The organism is Flammeovirgaceae bacterium SG7u.111 (genome assembly GCA_034044135.1).
Classification (GTDB): domain Bacteria; phylum Bacteroidota; class Bacteroidia; order Cytophagales; family Flammeovirgaceae.
The window spans coordinates 2937363-2954242 of record CP139021.1; the positions used below are offsets into that span (position 1 = coordinate 2937363).

General features: G+C 41.2%; 16 protein-coding genes. 8 read left to right on the forward strand and 8 right to left on the reverse strand.

Annotation, left to right across the window (positions count from 1 at the left end):
* Window positions 1-118 precede the first annotated feature (118 nt).
* The 4 genes from R9C00_11350 (at window position 119) to R9C00_11365 (ending at window position 3786) form a co-directional block, all read left to right on the forward strand.
* The gene (locus R9C00_11350; GenBank protein WPO38047.1) at window positions 119-1051 is read left to right on the forward strand and encodes a sugar phosphate isomerase/epimerase family protein; all 933 of its coding nucleotides are present in this window, start codon (window positions 119-121) and stop codon (window positions 1049-1051) included.
* Between the two features lie 276 nt (window positions 1052-1327).
* Complete coding sequence (locus tag R9C00_11355) at window positions 1328-1780, forward strand: cold shock domain-containing protein (GenBank protein WPO38048.1); 453 nt, start codon at window positions 1328-1330, stop codon at window positions 1778-1780.
* Between the two features lie 173 nt (window positions 1781-1953).
* Window positions 1954-3147, forward strand: coding sequence for a phosphoribosyltransferase family protein (locus R9C00_11360; GenBank protein ID WPO38049.1), 1194 nt, complete (start codon window positions 1954-1956; stop codon window positions 3145-3147).
* Window positions 3148-3234: 87 nt separating this feature from the next.
* Entirely contained in the window at window positions 3235-3786 is a 552-nt protein-coding gene (locus tag R9C00_11365) for a DUF2911 domain-containing protein (GenBank protein ID WPO38050.1), read from the forward strand.
* A 52-nt stretch (window positions 3787-3838) separates the two neighbouring features.
* Here R9C00_11365 and R9C00_11370 read toward each other — a convergent pair whose 3' ends face one another.
* Window positions 3839-4852: a dipeptide epimerase gene (locus R9C00_11370; GenBank protein ID WPO38051.1), complete on the reverse strand. Its 1014-nt coding sequence runs from the start codon at window positions 4850-4852 to the stop codon at window positions 3839-3841.
* 219 nt (window positions 4853-5071) lie between these two features.
* On the opposite strand from R9C00_11370, the gene R9C00_11375 reads away from it, so the two are divergent.
* A complete protein-coding gene (locus R9C00_11375) occupies window positions 5072-6103 on the forward strand; it encodes a hypothetical protein (GenBank protein ID WPO38052.1) in 1032 nt (343 codons plus the stop codon).
* Window positions 6104-6201: 98 nt separating this feature from the next.
* Here R9C00_11375 and R9C00_11380 read toward each other — a convergent pair whose 3' ends face one another.
* Entirely contained in the window at window positions 6202-7605 is a 1404-nt protein-coding gene (locus tag R9C00_11380) for an RtcB family protein (protein ID WPO38053.1), read from the reverse strand.
* Window positions 7606-7691: 86 nt separating this feature from the next.
* Here R9C00_11380 and R9C00_11385 point away from each other — a divergent pair, with 86 nt between their 5' ends.
* Window positions 7692-8753 (forward strand): WYL domain-containing protein, encoded by a 1062-nt coding sequence (locus R9C00_11385; protein WPO38054.1) that lies wholly within the window; start codon window positions 7692-7694, stop codon window positions 8751-8753.
* Between the two features lie 24 nt (window positions 8754-8777).
* Here R9C00_11385 and R9C00_11390 read toward each other — a convergent pair whose 3' ends face one another.
* The 4 genes from R9C00_11390 to R9C00_11405 all read right to left on the reverse strand — a co-directional run bounded on the left by R9C00_11390 (window position 8778) and on the right by R9C00_11405 (window position 13519).
* The gene (locus tag R9C00_11390; protein ID WPO38055.1) at window positions 8778-11036 is read right to left on the reverse strand and encodes a TonB-dependent receptor; all 2259 of its coding nucleotides are present in this window, start codon (window positions 11034-11036) and stop codon (window positions 8778-8780) included.
* A 91-nt stretch (window positions 11037-11127) separates the two neighbouring features.
* The gene (locus R9C00_11395; GenBank protein WPO38056.1) at window positions 11128-11508 is read right to left on the reverse strand and encodes a hypothetical protein; all 381 of its coding nucleotides are present in this window, start codon (window positions 11506-11508) and stop codon (window positions 11128-11130) included.
* Between the two features lie 113 nt (window positions 11509-11621).
* A complete protein-coding gene (locus R9C00_11400; GenBank protein WPO38057.1) occupies window positions 11622-12866 on the reverse strand; it encodes a caspase family protein in 1245 nt (414 codons plus the stop codon).
* A 476-nt stretch (window positions 12867-13342) separates the two neighbouring features.
* Window positions 13343-13519 carry a hypothetical protein gene (locus R9C00_11405; protein WPO38058.1) on the reverse strand — a complete coding sequence of 59 codons (177 nt, stop codon included), beginning with the start codon at window positions 13517-13519 and terminating at the stop codon, window positions 13343-13345.
* A 173-nt stretch (window positions 13520-13692) separates the two neighbouring features.
* Between R9C00_11405 and tnpA the strand changes: the two genes are divergently transcribed.
* Window positions 13693-14112 (forward strand): IS200/IS605 family transposase, encoded by a 420-nt coding sequence (gene tnpA / locus R9C00_11410; GenBank protein WPO38059.1) that lies wholly within the window; start codon window positions 13693-13695, stop codon window positions 14110-14112.
* A gap of 314 nt (window positions 14113-14426) precedes the next feature.
* Here the strand turns inward: tnpA and R9C00_11415 are convergent, their stop codons facing one another.
* Window positions 14427-15152, reverse strand: coding sequence for a PspA/IM30 family protein (locus R9C00_11415; GenBank protein ID WPO38060.1), 726 nt, complete (start codon window positions 15150-15152; stop codon window positions 14427-14429).
* 65 nt (window positions 15153-15217) lie between these two features.
* On the reverse strand, window positions 15218-15607 hold the full coding sequence (locus R9C00_11420; protein ID WPO38061.1) for a YbjN domain-containing protein: 390 nt from the start codon (window positions 15605-15607) through the stop codon (window positions 15218-15220).
* Window positions 15608-16123: 516 nt separating this feature from the next.
* Here R9C00_11420 and R9C00_11425 point away from each other — a divergent pair.
* On the forward strand, window positions 16124-16876 hold the full coding sequence (locus R9C00_11425) for a hypothetical protein (protein ID WPO38062.1): 753 nt from the start codon (window positions 16124-16126) through the stop codon (window positions 16874-16876).
* Window positions 16877-16880: the final 4 nt, after the last annotated feature.

Genomic DNA, 16880 nt, shown 5'->3' on the forward strand with positions numbered 1-16880 from the left:
AGAAATTAAATCTTGTTTTTTGTACTTTCCCTCCTGGTTATTCAGTACTTAAAGTCTCCAACATTTTTTTGTTTCTACTTTCTAAATACTTTACAACTGCTACTACCACTATCACAAAATGGAACAACAACTCGACCGAAGAGAGTTTATCACAAAGGCAGGCAAATTTGGACTTGGCTTAGGTCTTATTAGCGCATTGCCTGTTTACCTAGGTGCACAAGAATTAAGCAAAGAACTATTTTTTGATATTTCCTTGGCTCAATATTCCTATCATAGAGCATTACAAGATAGAGAAATGACCAACTTGGAGTTCCCATCTAAGGCAAAAGAACTAGGTATCAACGCCGTAGAATATGTTTCCTTTTTCTTCAAAGACAATAAAGTAAACAAAACTGAAATAGCCGAGCTAAAACTCCGAACCGATGATATTGGTGTGCAAAACGTACTTATCATGTGTGCTCGCTCAGGGAACTTGGCAAGCTCGGATGAAAAGGAAAGGAAGGCTGCTGTAGCGAACCATTATCAGTGGGTAGAAACTTCTAGCGAGCTGAGAGGGCATGCTATTAGGGTTGACTTGCGAGGCAAAGGTTCGAAAGAGCAAATGGCTGGGGCAAGTGTGAAAAGTTTGGCTGAGCTTTGCGATTATGCCAAAGGTAGTGGGGTCAATATTTTGGTAGAGAACCACGGTGGTGCTAGTTCGGATGGGAAATGGCTCTCCCAAGTAATGACAGATGTGGGCCTGGAAAACTGCGGCACTCTTCCCGACTTTGGTAACTTTACTATCGACAGGAAAAAGAACATAGTTTACGATAAATACAAGGGTATAAAGGAGCTTATGCCATTTGCCAAGGCGGTCAGTGCAAAGTCGTATGATTTTGATGAGTTTGGAGAAGAAACTGTTATTGACTACCATAAAATGCTCAAGATGGTAAAACATGCGGGTTACAAGGGGTATGTAGGCATAGAATACGAAGGGAAAAGACTTGAGGAAACTGAAGGTATATTGGCTACAAAGCAATTGCTTGAGATTGTTGGACGAAAACTTTCATAAAGCAAACCAGCTCCATTCATTTAGGGTAGTGAACAAAGAAATTTTCATTATTTAGTACACAAATTCGTATTTGTAGGGTTATATTAAAAGCCGATCAAATATATTATCGTATCTTTGAGGAACAATAATGGTAAAAATACCCTTCTAGTATTATCCTGTATATAGTAAAACAGTTTGGCATTAGTCGGTTTTAGCTAGCCTAGCTTCCGCTAAATTATGTATTGCCCCCCGCTTATTGTAGGCAGAAAATTTTATTTTATAAAACCAATGTATTGAATGGCGAAATCACAAGAAACCTTTAGCAAAAAAGAAAAAGAGAAAAAAAGACAAAAGAAGAAGCAAGAGAAGCAACAGAAAAGAGACGAGAGAAGGGCGAATGCCAAAGAAGGAGGAGGACTGGATGATATGATTGCTTATGTGGATGAGTATGGTAACATAGTAGATACTCCTCCAGACCCTACAAAGAAGAAGAAAATAAAAGCCGAGAATATCGAGGTAGGCGTTCCTAAAATGGTAAAAGAAGAGGAAGAGGCGGTTAAGAAAGGAAGGGTAGAGTTTTTCAATACTGCAAAAGGTTTCGGATTTATAAAAGAACTAGATTCGAGAGAAAAGTTCTTCGTTCATGTAAATGGGCTTATTGACGAGATTAGGGAAGGTGATGTGGTTTCGTTCGAGCTTGAACAAGGCCTGAAAGGCTTAAATGCTGTGAGAGTGCAGCGAACTAAATAGTTTGTAAATTATATCCTTACATAAGTAAACTCTTTCAGGAGTTCTATCGGTCAGATGGAATCCTGAAAGAGTTTTTTTATGCCGAAAAATTACATTCTTATTGCAATGGGTAGCAGTTTTTCTGATTTTTGTGACGACCATATAATACAACAAGTCATAAACATTAAAAAATTATGCCCGGAGCACTTGACTCAGATTTTATAGTAATTGGAAATGTATCCGATACGTATTTCACCATTGACGTAGCCGATTTTTTAGGACAGCGCAGAGATATAAGCGATATAGTATCACTGAAAACTTTTGCCAACTCCGAATTTTGCCCCCGTTTCACTACTCACGACGAAGAAGATATTTCATCTATTGGGGTGACCCTTGAGGGAAAAACAGTGATTATGGTTTCGGTGCACAGAGGAAATACAGCCACACGGAATGAGCTAGCCATGAGAAATATGGTATTGGCCCGTGCAGCAAAAGACAATGGCGCCAAAGAAGTGATTTTGGTAGAACCAGACTTGTTTTATTCGGCTCAAGATCGAGGTCCTAGAAAAGACCATGGCAACACAGGTTTTGAGAGAGAAATGGGCGATATGCATAAGTTCAACGGGCAGCCGTTTACGGCTAGGCTTTATGCTACGTTACTTAAAGCTTCAGGCGTAGATGTGGTAGTGACTATTCATAACCATAGCAATTCTACTCAATATGAGTTTAAAGAGGCTTTTGGCGAGAACAACTTCGTGAACCTCTACCCAGATGAAATTTTTAATTATTACATAAAAAATTCAGGTGTAGTTGATCCTGACAAAACCATTTTGGTTGCCCCGGACAAAGGAGCTTCTAAATTCGTTACCAAACTAGCCCAATATGGCGAGTCGGATTTTCCTGTACTGATAATGGATAAGATAAGGACTGGGGAAAGAAAAGTGCATCTTACAGTCTCGCCCGAGTCTCCGGTGCCTATTCAGTTGGTGAAAGGTAAAGATTTAGTAGTGCTTGACGATATGGTGAGAACTGGCGGAACTATTGCCGCTTGTTGCAAAGCATTAAAAGAGTACGAACCTCGTAAGATTATCTTCATGACCACGCACTTCCACGGTACGGACGAGACCCGTTTCAACTTGGCAACTCCTGTTATCTCGGAAATCATTACCACCAGTACTCTTCCTTCTATTTTGAACAGGGACAGGCAAGGGCGTTTGAGAAAGAAAATGGCTGTTTTGAAAATCAGTAAGTGGATAGCCAGCTACCTCAACCAAAGGTTGAATATTGGGAGAAATATCAATGAGCCATTTTACATTGAGGATATGTCGGATAAAAACCCTCGTTCTAAGGAGTTTATTGATAGGCAATGGCATATTAATGGCAAATAGACAATATTTTTTCTAAACTTTATAATCAGCTTGGTTGTTAATGTTCTTTGATTTAAAAAGCATTATTTAACCAAGCTGATTTTAGTTATGAAAAAGCATTTGTTATTCCTTTCTGTGTTTTTTGTTACCCTTTTTGCGCAAGCCCAACCCAAGTCTGCCAAGCTGGACAAAAGCCCTTTAGATGTAGCCTACTATCCCGTGAATTTTGCTCACGACCGCAAAGCTGGAGATGAAGCCATTGTAAAAGTTTATTATAGCCGTCCTTTCAAAAAGGATAGAGAGGTTTTTGGAAATTTGATTTCTTACGGCAAAGTATGGAGAGTTGGAGCAAACGAAGCTGCAGAAATCAAGTTCTTTAAAGACGTGAAAATAGGAGGCAAAACCTTAAAAGCTGGAACGTATTCTCTTTTTGCCATTCCTGAAAAAGACAAGTGGACAATTATTTTCAGTACCGACCTAGATTATTGGGGCGCATATCGCTACAAAGAAGAAAACGATGTGCTCAGGGCTGAAGCGGAGACCATGGAAAATTCATCATCATTAGAAAACTTTACCATCGCTTTCGAGAAAGAAGGAGAGGGTGCGGTGATGTATTTTGGTTGGGATAAAACCTTGGCAAAATTACCGATCGAGTTTTAGATTGTTTTTCATTTCTACTGAAGGCTGCTTGATGTTCATCAAGCAGCCTTTTTTATTTTCTCAAGCTCACACCAGTTCCATTTTTATCTGCATAAATAATCTCTCCATTATTGAAGCGAACCCCATCGGCAATGTCTGCTTTGAGAAGGAGCGGGCCGTCGGCATCGATGAAATCGAGTAGGGGAGCTAGCTGGGCAACGGCTGAAACCCCCACGGTCGATTCGGTCATGCAGCCCGCCATTACTTTCATGCCAAGGCCGCGGGCTTCTTTTATCATGCCGAGGGCGGTGGTAAGCCCGCCGCACTTCGTAAGCTTGATATTTACCCCGTGGAAACTACCTGCGCAATTGGCTACATCTTCGGGCAAGATGCAGCTCTCGTCGGCTAGGCAGGGCAATGCGCTGTGCTTAAAAACTTCTTTCATGCCTTCCGTGTTAGCCGCTTTGAGCGGCTGCTCCAAAAATTCCACGCCCAGCTGTTTCATTTCTTCCGAAAAACGGATGGCCTGTTCAGCTTCCCAAGCGCAGTTGGCATCTATGCGGAAAATGGCATCGGTATGCTTTCGTAGGGCTTTCACTATCTCCAAATCATGTTCCGTGCCCAGTTTTATTTTGTAGAGAGGCCAGGGCATGGCTTTCATTTTTTCAATCATTCTTTCCACCTCGTCTATGCCCAGTGTATAATTGGTCATGGGCTTTTTAGTCGCATCTAATTCCCATATTTCATAAAGAGGCTTTCCGAGCTTTTTCCCATACCAGTCCCATGCGGCAATATCGAGTGCGCACTGGGCAAAAGAGTGTCCTTTCAGTACTTCGTTCATTTGCTCCCATAAGGCTTGCGGAGTTTCTGGGAATTCGGAGGGCAACTGCTTTGCAGCCTCTTCCAGAGCATTCCAGTTTTCTTGGCGGGGCACATTGTAGTACGTACTAGCCGTGGCTTCGCCATAGCCGATAACTCCGTCATGTTCAAGTTCCACCACCAACGTTTCCTGCACATCGCGGGCGCTATGTGCTATACGGAAGGTATTTTTAAGCCTAAGGTCGAATTTGTGAAGAGTGAGTTTCATTGCGTGGTTGGTTTTAAGCAGTTATTCAGAGTGCTTTGTGATCAAGGTTTTATGTTGGAGACAAGATTATCTAATTGTACCCATTTTTGATAAATACCTTATATGGATGAAATTGAAAATTATCATGAGACTGATAATAAGTTTAAACATACTTCTATGTAATCAAAATTCAAGTGTTATCTTTGTTAAATAAAACATAATTATTAATAAGTGTAAGAAATGACAAATTTGAAAACCTTAATATTTACAACAATTATAATCTTTTTTGGTTTGTGCTCTGTAACAGCTCAAGATAATCCTCCAACAGTGGGATGGAGTTTTAGAACAAACTCTGGTAATACAGATTACCATCATTTCACAAGAAATAAAGCTGGAAGTGCCGCTGTCTATATCAATCAAGTATCTACAGGTCCAATTTTAAGATTATCTAGTGGGACTGCGACTGCAAACCAAGGAGTGAAATTTACATTTGAAAGTAATGGCTATTTAGGTATTGGGGCAGATATAGTAACTGAAAAACTGGTACTATATAAAGCAGATGGAACTCCTGTGAAAACCCAATATGGAAACTTAAGTACTGGTATTAGTGCAACCGATGGGTTTGTGGTTGGAATTGAATCTCTAGGTAATGGTATTATTTGGAATCGAGAGAATACCTTTATTAAGTTTGGTACTAATTCAGCTGAAAGAATGAGAATTCACGAAGATGGGTTAATAGATATATATGGAAACATACAGTCAAATGGATATAAGACTATTGAAAATAATACGGATTATCATCATTTTACGAGAAATAACTCAGGAGGTGCTGCTGTTTATATCAATCAAGTATCATCGGGTCCTATTTTAAGGTTATCTAGTGGAACTGAAACAGCTAATCAGGGAGTAAGGTTTACTGTTGCCAATAATGGAGCTGTTGGTATTGGAACTTTAACACTTGAGGATTATATGCTTTCAGTAAATGGGAAGATAAGGGCGAAACAGATAAAGGTTGAAACAGGTTGGTCTGATTTTGTATTTGAAGAAGATTATAATTTGAGAAGTATAAAAGATGTAGAGTCGTTTATAAAGAAAAACCAGCATTTACCCGATATTCCTTCAGCAAAAGAGGTCGAAGAAAACGGTGTTAACCTTGGAGAGATGGATTCTAAGCTTTTGCAAAAAATTGAAGAATTAACACTATATATTATTGAGCAAAACAAGAGAATTGAAAAACTGGAGAGGAAATTAGAAGGAAACGATATAAAGTAGTTAAGTCCTATTTGTGGTGATACCATTATTTAGATTTTAATCAAAAATAAGAACCTCAAATAAAATATTTTACTTGAGGTTCTTAAAAAAACTCCATATTATTTATTTCTCTTCCGCTTTTCTCTTTGTTTTATCCGCCATGGTGCGTTTTTATGCCAGTCGCCAGCCATAATCGATCCGTAAGGCAACACTTCGTCCACCACTTTTCCCAAGCCAAATTCTTCCATTTGCTTTCTTACGCTTTCGGCGCTTTTGTAAGCCGAGGGAAGTTCGCTGATGTCCACCTCGTTGGAGAAAAATCGGATATCCAACCCCTTGGTTTCCTCGGCGAAAATCTCGGAAATAGGTCGGCCGCCTTTCGTCTTTTTGTGAGAAGTTCGGCTCATGTTCCTTCCAGCTCCGTGGGGAGCAAAGCCCAAGTTGCTTTCCGTCGTTTCCCCTTCCACTATCAGCACGGGTTCAGCCATGTTGAGGGGAATTAGCCTTGGTCCAGTGATATCGGGCATAAACTTCTTATCCAAAGGGGTAGCGCCTTTTGCGTGGTAAAACAAATCCCCATCCTTAAAAACGAAATTATGTTCGTTCCAGAAGCGGTTTTCCACCGTTGCCCCAACCTTTTCTGCCGTAGCGTTATGGATGCAAATATGGTTTTGTTTCGTCCATTCTCTTATTACTTGCAAGGCATCCCAATAAGCTTGTCCTTCCTCTGTTTCGAAAGGAATCCAAGCGTTTTGCTTCAACGTATCTTTGGAAATTTCTCCCCTAAACTTATTTGCCATTTTCATTCCTATATCGAAAAGCTTTGCACCAACTCCTCTAGAGCCGTGGTGTGTTACCATCATGGTGTTCCCCGTTTTCTTCGAAGTGCCAACAAACAAGAAATGGTTACCGTCGCCTTGCGTCCCCAAGTATTTTCTTGCTACCTGAATCAGCTTTCTATCGTTTAAGATTTTGTTCTTTTCAAAAGCGTCCAACAGCTCTTTTGGGAAACGGTATTGCTCGTTTCTATCTCGTCCGCCGCCTCCAAAGTGCGTAGAAGCATGTGCTGCATCCATTACTTTTTTGGGGTCAACCTTCCCAAGGTCTGTAAGCATCACCGAGCAGCAAATATCTGCGCTGTGCATCCCAGGGTGAATGGCATTTTTGGCAACTACCACCCCTCCAACTGGGATTGTCCCTACTGAGCCAGAAGGACAGGCATCGGGCATGATTGAGCCACCTACCACTGTGGGCGTTTTCATCACCTTATTCATTGTCTGCATTACCGCACGGAGGTTTTCCTCTTCCAGCTCGTTTTCTGCCTTTATATTTATGGCAAAAGGAACGGTTTCTTTGTGAAGTTCAAGCATGGGCGCAGTTTTGAATTGTTCGAGGTAGTCCGTCAGTGCTTTTTCCTCCAACTGCTTTTCATTGATGTGATCAATGGCTTCTCCAAACCATTTGGCAGGGGCGTAGCCCAGTTCAATAAGTGTGTTTCCGTTAATGATTTTTCTTTCTTTCATCGTCCTTGTTTTTTCTGACAATACAAAGGTTTGAGTTTACTGCGCAATCTTTTTGCGTAGTAAAAAATACTTTTTAACTTTCTTGCATGGCTCAAAACAAAAACGCACTCATTCGCTATAAAACAATTGACAAATGCTTGCAAAACCGCTACCGTGAATGGACACTGGACGACCTGATAGAAGCTTGTTCCGAAGCGTTGTATGAATACGAAGGCAGAGAAGTGAATGTGAGCAGGCGAAGCATACAGCTAGATATTCAACTGATGCGAAGCGATAAGCTGGGATACAATGCACCTATTGTGGTGTACAATAAAAAGTATTATCGTTACGAGGACGAAAACTACTCCATCACCAATATTCCCCTTACCGAAAATGACATGAACGTCCTTTCCGAAACGGTGGAGATGCTTAAGCAATTCAAGGATTTTTCCCTGTTTTCGGAGCTGGGTGGTATTATCCAACGGCTAGAGGACAAAGTGCATACGGAAAAAACAAAGCAGTCTTCCATTATCCACTTAGATAAAAACGAGAACCTCAAAGGGTTGGAATACCTCGATGTGTTGTACCAAGCCATTTTGAAAGAACTGTGCCTAACGATTACCTACCAATCGTTCAAAGCTCGAAATCCTTCTGATCTCACCTTTCATCCTTATATTCTAAAAGAATTCAATAACCGTTGGTTTGTGGTGGGAAGGAAAGAGACAGAGTCGCCCATATTAACCTTGGCGCTCGACCGAATTTCTAAGATCGCTTACAACCTGAATGTTCCCTACCTAAAAGAAGATTTTCATGGGGACGAGTATTATAAAAATACGGTAGGGGTCACCGTGCTGAACGATGAACAGTTGAAAGAAGTCGAGCTCAAACTAGATAAACAAAATGCGCCCTATGTACTCACCAAGCCCTTGCACCATTCTCAGGAAACGGTGGAAGAACTACCTGATGGGAGTGTGGTCATAAAAGTAAAAGTACACTTGAACTTTGAGTTTGAAAGACTTGTGCTTGGATTTGGGCAGTCCATAGAAGTGTTGAAGCCAAATCAACTAAGGAGGAAAATGAAGTATATTCTTTCTCGAGCTTTGGAAAAGTATGTAAACAATAAAAAAGAACACCCTTCCTCAAATAGGCAGGGAAGGGTGGGGAATTGACACTAAAAAAAATACATGGGATTCCTACCTCAAATCCACCGAAACCGAAACAAAGAAACTTCTCCCCGGGGCATAAATCGCATTTGGCGTTCCTCTCACCGAGCGGTTAAGGTGTTCGTAATATGTCTTGTCGAAGAGGTTTTGGACACCCGCCGTGGCTTGGATTGATTTGCTGAACTGGTAGTTGATCTTTGCGTCCAGCAAATTGAAAGCAGGGGTGACGGTTTCCCCGTACTCTTCCGAGATGCGGTTTTGCGCCATCACGTAGCGGTACGAAAGTTCTGGAACAAGTTTGCCTTCCAAGAAATTGGCAAAAAGTACATACCTGATGTCCATCGGGGCGATTTCTGGCAAAGGTTCGTCTCTTGACAAATCTTGGGCATAAGTATAAGCAAAACTCAGCTGCTGCTGAAAAGCTCCAATAAGATGTTGCGACCAAGAAATTTCAAAGCCAGTTTTAAATGCTTCCGAAAGGTTGATAAACCTTCTCACGCCTGGGCTAGTAGGGAGCAGGGGGCTGAGTGTAGTATCAATACTGGAGGAAATGAAATCTTGTAGGTACGAGGCAAACAGGTCTAGTTTGATTTGGGTATCGGTATTTTTATACCCAAAACTGATATCCAATTGGTTATTTACCTCTGGCAGAATATCGGGGTTGCCGAGCATCTCATATGGGTCATTGCCAACAGGGAAGAAATTGATATATCGCTCAGCAATGCTGCCGCTCCTTTGTGCGCGAGCCAACCAAGTGCCTACAGAAAACCCTTTGCCAAGATCGTAGATTGCTCCAAGGCTCAGACTAGGGTTGACTTGGTTAGTGGCATTTATCTCATTTGCCCCTTCAAATTTGGACTGGATATCAGTAGCTTTCGCATTGTTGTATTCGAGCCTTCCTGAGAACACAAATTGGGTGTTGCCTTTTCCAAAGTGATATTCGGCAAACCCACTCATTCTTTTGATCTGGCTATTTTGCCAGGCGTTATCTTGTACGGTTTTCCCTTTGTTTGGTCCCATCAAAAAGCTTCTTTCTCTTTTACCATCCGCACTTTCTATTCTTGCATCGGCTCCAGCATAGAGCGAGCCGTTATCAAAATGCCATGTCCCTTCGGTTCTTCCACCATAGTTTTTCGTTTTGGCAGAGGTGGATGCATCTACCATTCTAGGATCTAGGTTTTTGTCAAAGTTGTCCATCAAATGATCTACAATTGTTTCATATACCGAAGTTTTCCATGTGCTTAATTTCCTATCGGAAAAATTGATTTGATGGGAAGTATTGAACAGCCAAGTATCGTCACTGCGAAGGTCCATGGGGAGGGCAGGGAATTCAACATCTTTAGCCTTGTTTTTTGTTGCAGAGAAAGTCAGCGTTTGGTTGGGGGTGAGCTTGACGCCTAGGTTTGCCCCAAAACTATTCCGCATGAAGTTAGCAGGAACAGCTTCCCCGTTTCCATCTTGGTAATCGTTTCCCTTGGCAAATGCACCAAATAGGCTCAGGTCAATTACCTTGTTTCTTGCGCCAGCCATTGCTTCTGTTCGGAAAATATCCCCATTGCTTTCATAGCTTCCGCTTACCCTGCCATAGCCTCTGGGTTGGGTACTGAAGCTTGGTAAATTTGTCTTGAAATTGATAGTGCCGCCAAGTGCATTTCCAAACCGAAGGGAATGTGGCCCTTTATAAATATCGATGCCCTCCATCATGTTGGGGGAAACTTGGCTTATGGGCGGATCCATGCGGTTGGGGCAAGCAGCCGAAGCTGTTTGGCATCCGTCAATTACAATGTTCAATTGATCGTATTTGAATCCCCTAAACACAGGGTCAAAACCATAGTTTCCACTTTTGCGGATACTGTTGAACGCAGGGAGTTGGTTCAAGAGAGCCGCTGCATCGTGGGCGGCTTTATCTTGGTAGTCGATGGCGAGCGATTGTTTTTGATCTGCACTAGCGTGGAGGGCTATCACCGTGACGGGCAAAGTCTGGAATATGCGTGGTTCTTTTTTGTAAACCCCAGTGTTAATTGCCTCTTTAATTGTTACAGCCTCCAATGTCCATTTGCCATAGGAAATATGTGAAAGACTCATGCTTGTTTCTTCTTGGTAGTGAAAGGAAATGATTCCGTCTTCACTAGAAATCCCCTTTTGCGTACCATAGCTAAATGTTGCCCCATTGATCGGTTTTCCCGATTGGGCATCCAATAACTTGATGTTTGTGTTTTCTCCTTGAAAGGCAAATGAATAGAACGGCAGCGCCAGTGCCATTAAAAATGTGGCTAAATATATTTTCATGGTTCTTAAAAATCTTGTTGAAAAAAAGTAGCCACAGCCAATGCTTTCAACTGAAAACTTGGTAGTAGCTTAGATAAAAATAATATGTCTGTTAACAGAATTGAGGAGGATGGAAAATTGAATAAAGGTGAGATGAAAGCCCATTTTCCGCGAAAGAAAAATACCTTAGACTGCTTTCTTTACAAGAAGTTTTTTCTAGCTCGATAAAATGCACAAAACCGATGGGGTATTTTTCAAAATCGACAAAAAAGCTCAGCTTTCCCGGTTTGGAAGCTTCTTCCTTGATTTCTTTTTTGAGCTGGCAAGTACCTTGGCATGTGTTGATTACCCTGTCCCGTTGTTGGCAAAGTACTTTCATGTAGTAGCTTTTCATCAGTTGGTACTTCACCAAAGGCGCAACGGGACGAAGCATGCCAAGGAAGTAGCATATAAGCAGAAAAACTACCGAAAAAAGTTTGAGTTGATACCACATTTTGTTGTGCAAATCCCTTTAGCGCAAAGCTATTGAGCTTAGGGTGCACAACAAAAAGATAAATCTAGTTTGAATAGGACGTTTTACTTGTTCTTTGTGGTAAAACAGTGTTTCTAATACCCAATCAACACCGTTTCATCCAGCCCATGGATTTCAGGTTCTTGCTCCCTGCTGTTCAGTCGCCGTGCCATGTAGGTTACGTTTTCGTTCAAGTAGTTTTTCATTTCCCCCAAGCTGATTTCCTTGTTTTTGTTTGCATCCGCAGCTCCTTGCAAGCCTTTGAGGTAAAAGTAGGTGAGGAGGGAGTGCCCTTGCTCTGGGTACCACGAAGCCACTTGATCACCAGCCGCCGCTGTGATAATGGTTGCCCTTTCGTCGGCAAAGATCTTGTCTTTCGGTTTGATGAAGACAGGTGAGATATTATTGAGCAGCATCCCTTTTTCCGAAGCTCCGCTGAAGCAGGCGTCAATTACTACAGTGAGGTTTCGGTAAGGAACTTTGCCCAAGTTGGCATAAAAAGTATTCATGGAATAGCCGTTGAGGGAAACCAAAGAAGGTTCGCAATCCACGGGGATAAAATAAGGTTCTTTCGTTTCAGGGTCGGGTCCGCCATGACCGCTGTAGAACACAAATACATCCGATTTTCCTTCTTTCACATAGTTGAAGAGCATGCCCTTGTGGTTGCTCACATTGCCAAAAACACTATTGAAGTTCGCTTGTGTGGCATTCTCTACATAGATGATGTTCCCTTCCCTAAAGCCTAAGGCATCTACCAAATAGGTTTTTACCGATTCGGCATCTCGGAGGGCAAAGTCCACGGAGGGGACATCTTCGTCCGTATAATCCTTGTTGCCAATCACCACGGCAATGGCATCTGTGTTTACCGATTCCGCCTTGGGAATGTTGCTGTCAATATCTGAACTGATGGCAACAGGTGAAGGAAGTATGTCTTCTTTTTTGATCTCTGGTTTTGCAGGTGTCTCGGGTGAAATAGCCTGACCTGTAATAGTAACAGGTTCAGCTGGGGCATCGGCTATTAGCTTTTCCTCTTCTTGAGATAAGTTCCTATCTATGATTATCGACTTATTGTTAGTAATTTGAAACCTGTGTTTTTTGGCAAACCGTTTGGCTTGGTCGTACGTTACTTTTTTTACAATCAATCTTTGCCCAACTCGCAGTTTTTGAAAGCGAAGTTTGTTCAACTTCAATAGTTCAGCTCTAGAAGTATTGTATCGTTTGGAAATGCTATAAATAGTTTCCCCACGCTTCACAGTATGTACCACATTGATCATCCGCTGCTGGGCTGTAGCGGTTATGAAACTTAGCAAAAAGATTGTTACAATTAAATAGCTTTTCATCTAATGGGTGTAGTTGTTTGTCTTTGAGGTTTAGACGAAAATTTTCAGGAAAGGTTTAAGAAAGGGTGTAGGTTGTATGTTTCAGGTTGCAAGTTATCCTAAATTTATCTCTACACTACAAAAATGCCCTTTCCTGTGATTCACAGGTAACAATGCAGGGTGTTTTGATGTTTACATTTGGTCTGTGTGTCACCCAGAGTATATGCAAAAAGCAGGATTTTAGCAAATTGTAGGTTTCTGCAACCCCTGACGGGGTTGGTTTTGGTGGCATGCTATTTTACTACAATAGTGAAACCCCTACGGGGTTTTGTTCTAAATATATCTAAAAGAAGATGTGTGTATACTTTATGTGTGTCACAGACCGAGGCTACATAGAGTACCTGAATTTTTGGTGAGTGCGTACCACCCTGTTTCTTAGGAAAAAACAAAGCCAACCCGAAGTGTTGGCTTAATCAATTCAAAGTTTCTTTATTGGTCTACTGACCTTCTCCAGAGCTTCCACTGCTATTACCATTAGTTTCAGATTGCCCTTCTCTACTTTGTCCTGTATCAGAGCTATCCGTTTTGTCACTACCATCTCCATCTGCTTTAACTACAGAAATGTCATCTGGAGTGAATGAGGGCTCAATAACTTCTTCTGCACAAGAAGTCATGGATAGTAAAACAGCTACAGTTAATGTAGAAATGAATAATTTAATGTTGGTTTTAATATCAACTTAGAAATCCACGCTCTATGAGCGTGGTTAATAACCGCTCTGCGTGGCTAAGCCAGAAAACGGCCCAATGATTATATTCAAGAGTTGTCCCCACAACCGAAGAATATATTATGAGCCGTTTTCACAAATTGTCACATTCGATCTGGTATTGCAAGTACCATATAGTTTGGACACCTAAATATAGGTATAGAATCCTCGAAGGAGCAATAAAAAGGGCAGCAATAGAGCATATAATGCAGTACGCCTCCCAAAAGAAATGTATTATCGATACGCTGAACGTCCAAAAGGGCCATGTTCACTTGATTATCGATATCCCTCCCAAATATTCGGTTTCCGATGTGGTGGGGATCTTGAAGGGCCGGACAGCCATACGGTTGTTTTCAAAGTTCAAGAAGCTGAAGCAACGCCCCTATTGGGGCAACCGTTTTTGGGCAACAGGCTATTGTGTTGATACGGTAGGGCTTGACCCAGAAAAGATAAGGCTTTACGTGGAGTATCAAGAAGAACAGGAAAAAAAGAACGAGAGCTAAGAATAACAAAGTAATAAAATAGATTTATAACCGGGGACAATGAATTCCTTTGCCTCCTTTGGGGGCAAGGGCAGTTTACCCCCTTACAGGGGTTATCACAATTCCCCGCCCTTTGGGTGGGGATCTTTTAATCATTGTTTTTGGGTTTAGATTTTTATTGATTTGAAAATATACTTATTTCAATTAGAATTCATCTACTATTAGCTAGTGAATTTGCTCACTCGTAACAAATTATAGTAGAAGGGCAAAACAAACAAAGCCAACCCGAAGGCTGGCTTTGTTTAATCCTATAAGAAAATAAGTATTCAAAACTTTTACGCGTCTCCACCTTTTCCTGCAGCCAATTTGGCTTTTAGCGCAGCGAGTGCATCGGAGCTTCCAGGAGCAGCCGATGAACCACCATCTCCTAGCAATGCTTGATCTATTTCTTCGTCGATGCTCTTGGTCGTATCCGCCATTTCACCGTACGATTCCGCCAAGGCTTCTTGCTGATCTACTTTTTCCTTCATCCTTTCTAGCATACCAAGGGTGCTAGAAGAATCGATGTTGGCCAGTTGCTTGTTGAGCTTGGTAGTAGCCTCACTCACTTTGTGCCTAGCTTTCAGGGTTTTCAACTCATTTTCCCAGTTGCCTATTTGGGTTTTCAAACGCTGAACGTTTTGCTCCATTTTCGACACATTGGCTTCTTGGGTCTGAACCAATTTTTGAGTGGTGGTTGCTTGGGTCATTGCTTGTTCCTTGCGGCTTAGTGCTTGTGTGGCCAATCTGTCGGCTTCATCTGGAGTGATAGCGCCACTTTCTGCTTTTTGTAGCAAGAGCATGGCCTTTCCTTCATAATCTTTTGCCTGCAACTTTGCGTTTTCCAATTCTTTTCTTGAACGGATGGCCTCTGCTTTTACCACAGCTAGGCTTTTTAAGCTTTCGTTTAGGTCTTTTTTCAAATCCCTGATGCCTTGCTCGGTCATCTTTATAGGATCTTCTATTTTATCGATAGCTGAATTAACTTCTGCGGAGGCAACGCCAAATAATCTTTTAAACATGGACATATGATTTAGTTTTTTTAAGTCTAGTGGATAATAGTTTTATAATTATGGGGTAGGGAGCGTTATTTTGAGAAAGAAATAAGCTCGTTGAAATACTCGCTCAAGAGTAGGCTCAGTGAATTAAGAGAACCTTCCAGTTCGTTGAGGTCGAGGTTTTCGACTTGGAGTGTATCCCTGAACAACAGTTTCTTTCCTGTTTCGTCTAGGGTGAATGCTCCGTGGACTATCTCCCTATTTTTCTTCAACAATGTTTTGTAGAGCTCTAAAGATTCTGTTTTTATCTCGAAAAGCAATTGCTCAATGATGAGGATAGGCTCTTCGCAATCGATGACCAAATTCTTGATACCCGCATCTTCGTTGTCTACTACTACTACTTCTTCTTCAGGATCTTCGCTTACTATTTCGTATTCTAATTCCAATAGATAGCCTTTGATCTTTTCAAAATTGCTCATGTGTTCGGTTTTAAAATTTATTAAAAAAGTTAGGTAAAATATAATGAGTTACGTGATAAAATAGAAGTTAGAAATTGGAGGCAAGAAGTTAGAGAAATGTTTTTTTTGTCCCACGAAATTCTAGTTTAAGACCCCTTTACTGTCCTTCTTAATTTATCTATTACTTGCACTACCAAGCAGATTTATAAAGAGTGAATTGTGTTTTCTACATGAAACGGCTTACAATATAAAAGTTACTAATGAAATGTTCAACTAAGCACCTGTGCTTTTTAATAAAAAAACTTAGCGTCCTATGGGCAAATAAGTTGTCCATATTATTAGGAGAACGCTTGGTATTGACATTCATATGTTTTTTAAGCTCTTTGTGGGTTACATTAGCCATAGAAATGTACGGAACGATATTTCTATTGTTTCACATTGCATGGCTATTTTAGTAGAAAAGTTTATGAACGGTAAAAAATCGGTATGTTTTTTACTATAACTTACAAATAACCATATTTTCTAAAACATATAGCTATGAAGTCCTTCCGTCTTGTCCTGCTTTTTATATTGGTTTTGCATCCATACTCATCCTCGGTGGGTCAAGTTCTCCGCTTTGCTCCAGACTCTCTTTTTTCTGTGGAGAGTACCTTGGTGGAAGATGAAGTGGCATCAACGTATGCAACAGAGGTTGGATTGAAAAATGCAAAAGGGAAAAAGTTGCTTAAACTAAAGTTTGCGAAGGGAAGACTGATCGACGAATCAACTAGGTCGGTTTTGGGGGGAGTAGGGGAGAAACAGGAAGACTTGGATGCTTTTTGTGATTATGCCCATTGCAAAACGGTGTTGCTTCTGCCTGTGATAAAAGTAGTGCTAAAGCTCGATGAAAATCTCTATGCCTTGGCGGGTTACAACCGTATAAAATCACCTGTGACTATTAGCAAGCAGATTTTGATTTACGATTCCAAGAAAAGAAAAATCATCAAACGGGTTTCCTATTTGGGCAACCGAGCTAGCTTGGCTTTTTCCTACCATAAAGAAGCCCGGTTGTTGAACATCTTCGGTGGCTATGATCGCAGTAGGATTGTAACGAATGGGATATTTATAGTGGAAGATGATCAACTCAGCAGATTGGGAATAGAAAAGAAAAAAGTCAGTCCGCAAGAGCTATTTAATGAAAATAAACCTGATAGTTTTTACCAAGTAGATATTCCTTCGGGCAGGGTGGATAGCCGAATTCGCCCAAACCACACAGATCCCTATTGCTATCAGGTAAGCTTGGAATATTAATAGC

What these genes read in the sequence shown, in the direction of transcription:
- R9C00_11385 (WPO38054.1), top strand. Translation starts at nt 7,692, where the DNA reads ATGGCTCAAAACAAAAACGCACTCATTCGCTATAAAACAATTGACAAA.
- R9C00_11425 (WPO38062.1), top strand. Translation starts at nt 16,124, where the DNA reads ATGAAGTCCTTCCGTCTTGTCCTGCTTTTTATATTGGTTTTGCATCCA.
- R9C00_11375 (WPO38052.1), top strand. Translation starts at nt 5,072, where the DNA reads ATGACAAATTTGAAAACCTTAATATTTACAACAATTATAATCTTTTTT.
- R9C00_11360 (WPO38049.1), top strand. Translation starts at nt 1,954, where the DNA reads ATGCCCGGAGCACTTGACTCAGATTTTATAGTAATTGGAAATGTATCC.
- R9C00_11400 (WPO38057.1), bottom strand. Translation starts at nt 12,866, where the DNA reads ATGAAAAGCTATTTAATTGTAACAATCTTTTTGCTAAGTTTCATAACC.
- tnpA (WPO38059.1), top strand. Translation starts at nt 13,693, where the DNA reads ATGAGCCGTTTTCACAAATTGTCACATTCGATCTGGTATTGCAAGTAC.
- R9C00_11415 (WPO38060.1), bottom strand. Translation starts at nt 15,152, where the DNA reads ATGTTTAAAAGATTATTTGGCGTTGCCTCCGCAGAAGTTAATTCAGCT.
- R9C00_11420 (WPO38061.1), bottom strand. Translation starts at nt 15,607, where the DNA reads ATGAGCAATTTTGAAAAGATCAAAGGCTATCTATTGGAATTAGAATAC.
- R9C00_11380 (WPO38053.1), bottom strand. Translation starts at nt 7,605, where the DNA reads ATGAAAGAAAGAAAAATCATTAACGGAAACACACTTATTGAACTGGGC.
- R9C00_11355 (WPO38048.1), top strand. Translation starts at nt 1,328, where the DNA reads ATGGCGAAATCACAAGAAACCTTTAGCAAAAAAGAAAAAGAGAAAAAA.
- R9C00_11390 (WPO38055.1), bottom strand. Translation starts at nt 11,036, where the DNA reads ATGAAAATATATTTAGCCACATTTTTAATGGCACTGGCGCTGCCGTTC.
- R9C00_11365 (WPO38050.1), top strand. Translation starts at nt 3,235, where the DNA reads ATGAAAAAGCATTTGTTATTCCTTTCTGTGTTTTTTGTTACCCTTTTT.
- R9C00_11405 (WPO38058.1), bottom strand. Translation starts at nt 13,519, where the DNA reads ATGACTTCTTGTGCAGAAGAAGTTATTGAGCCCTCATTCACTCCAGAT.
- R9C00_11370 (WPO38051.1), bottom strand. Translation starts at nt 4,852, where the DNA reads ATGAAACTCACTCTTCACAAATTCGACCTTAGGCTTAAAAATACCTTC.
- R9C00_11350 (WPO38047.1), top strand. Translation starts at nt 119, where the DNA reads ATGGAACAACAACTCGACCGAAGAGAGTTTATCACAAAGGCAGGCAAA.
- R9C00_11395 (WPO38056.1), bottom strand. Translation starts at nt 11,508, where the DNA reads ATGTGGTATCAACTCAAACTTTTTTCGGTAGTTTTTCTGCTTATATGC.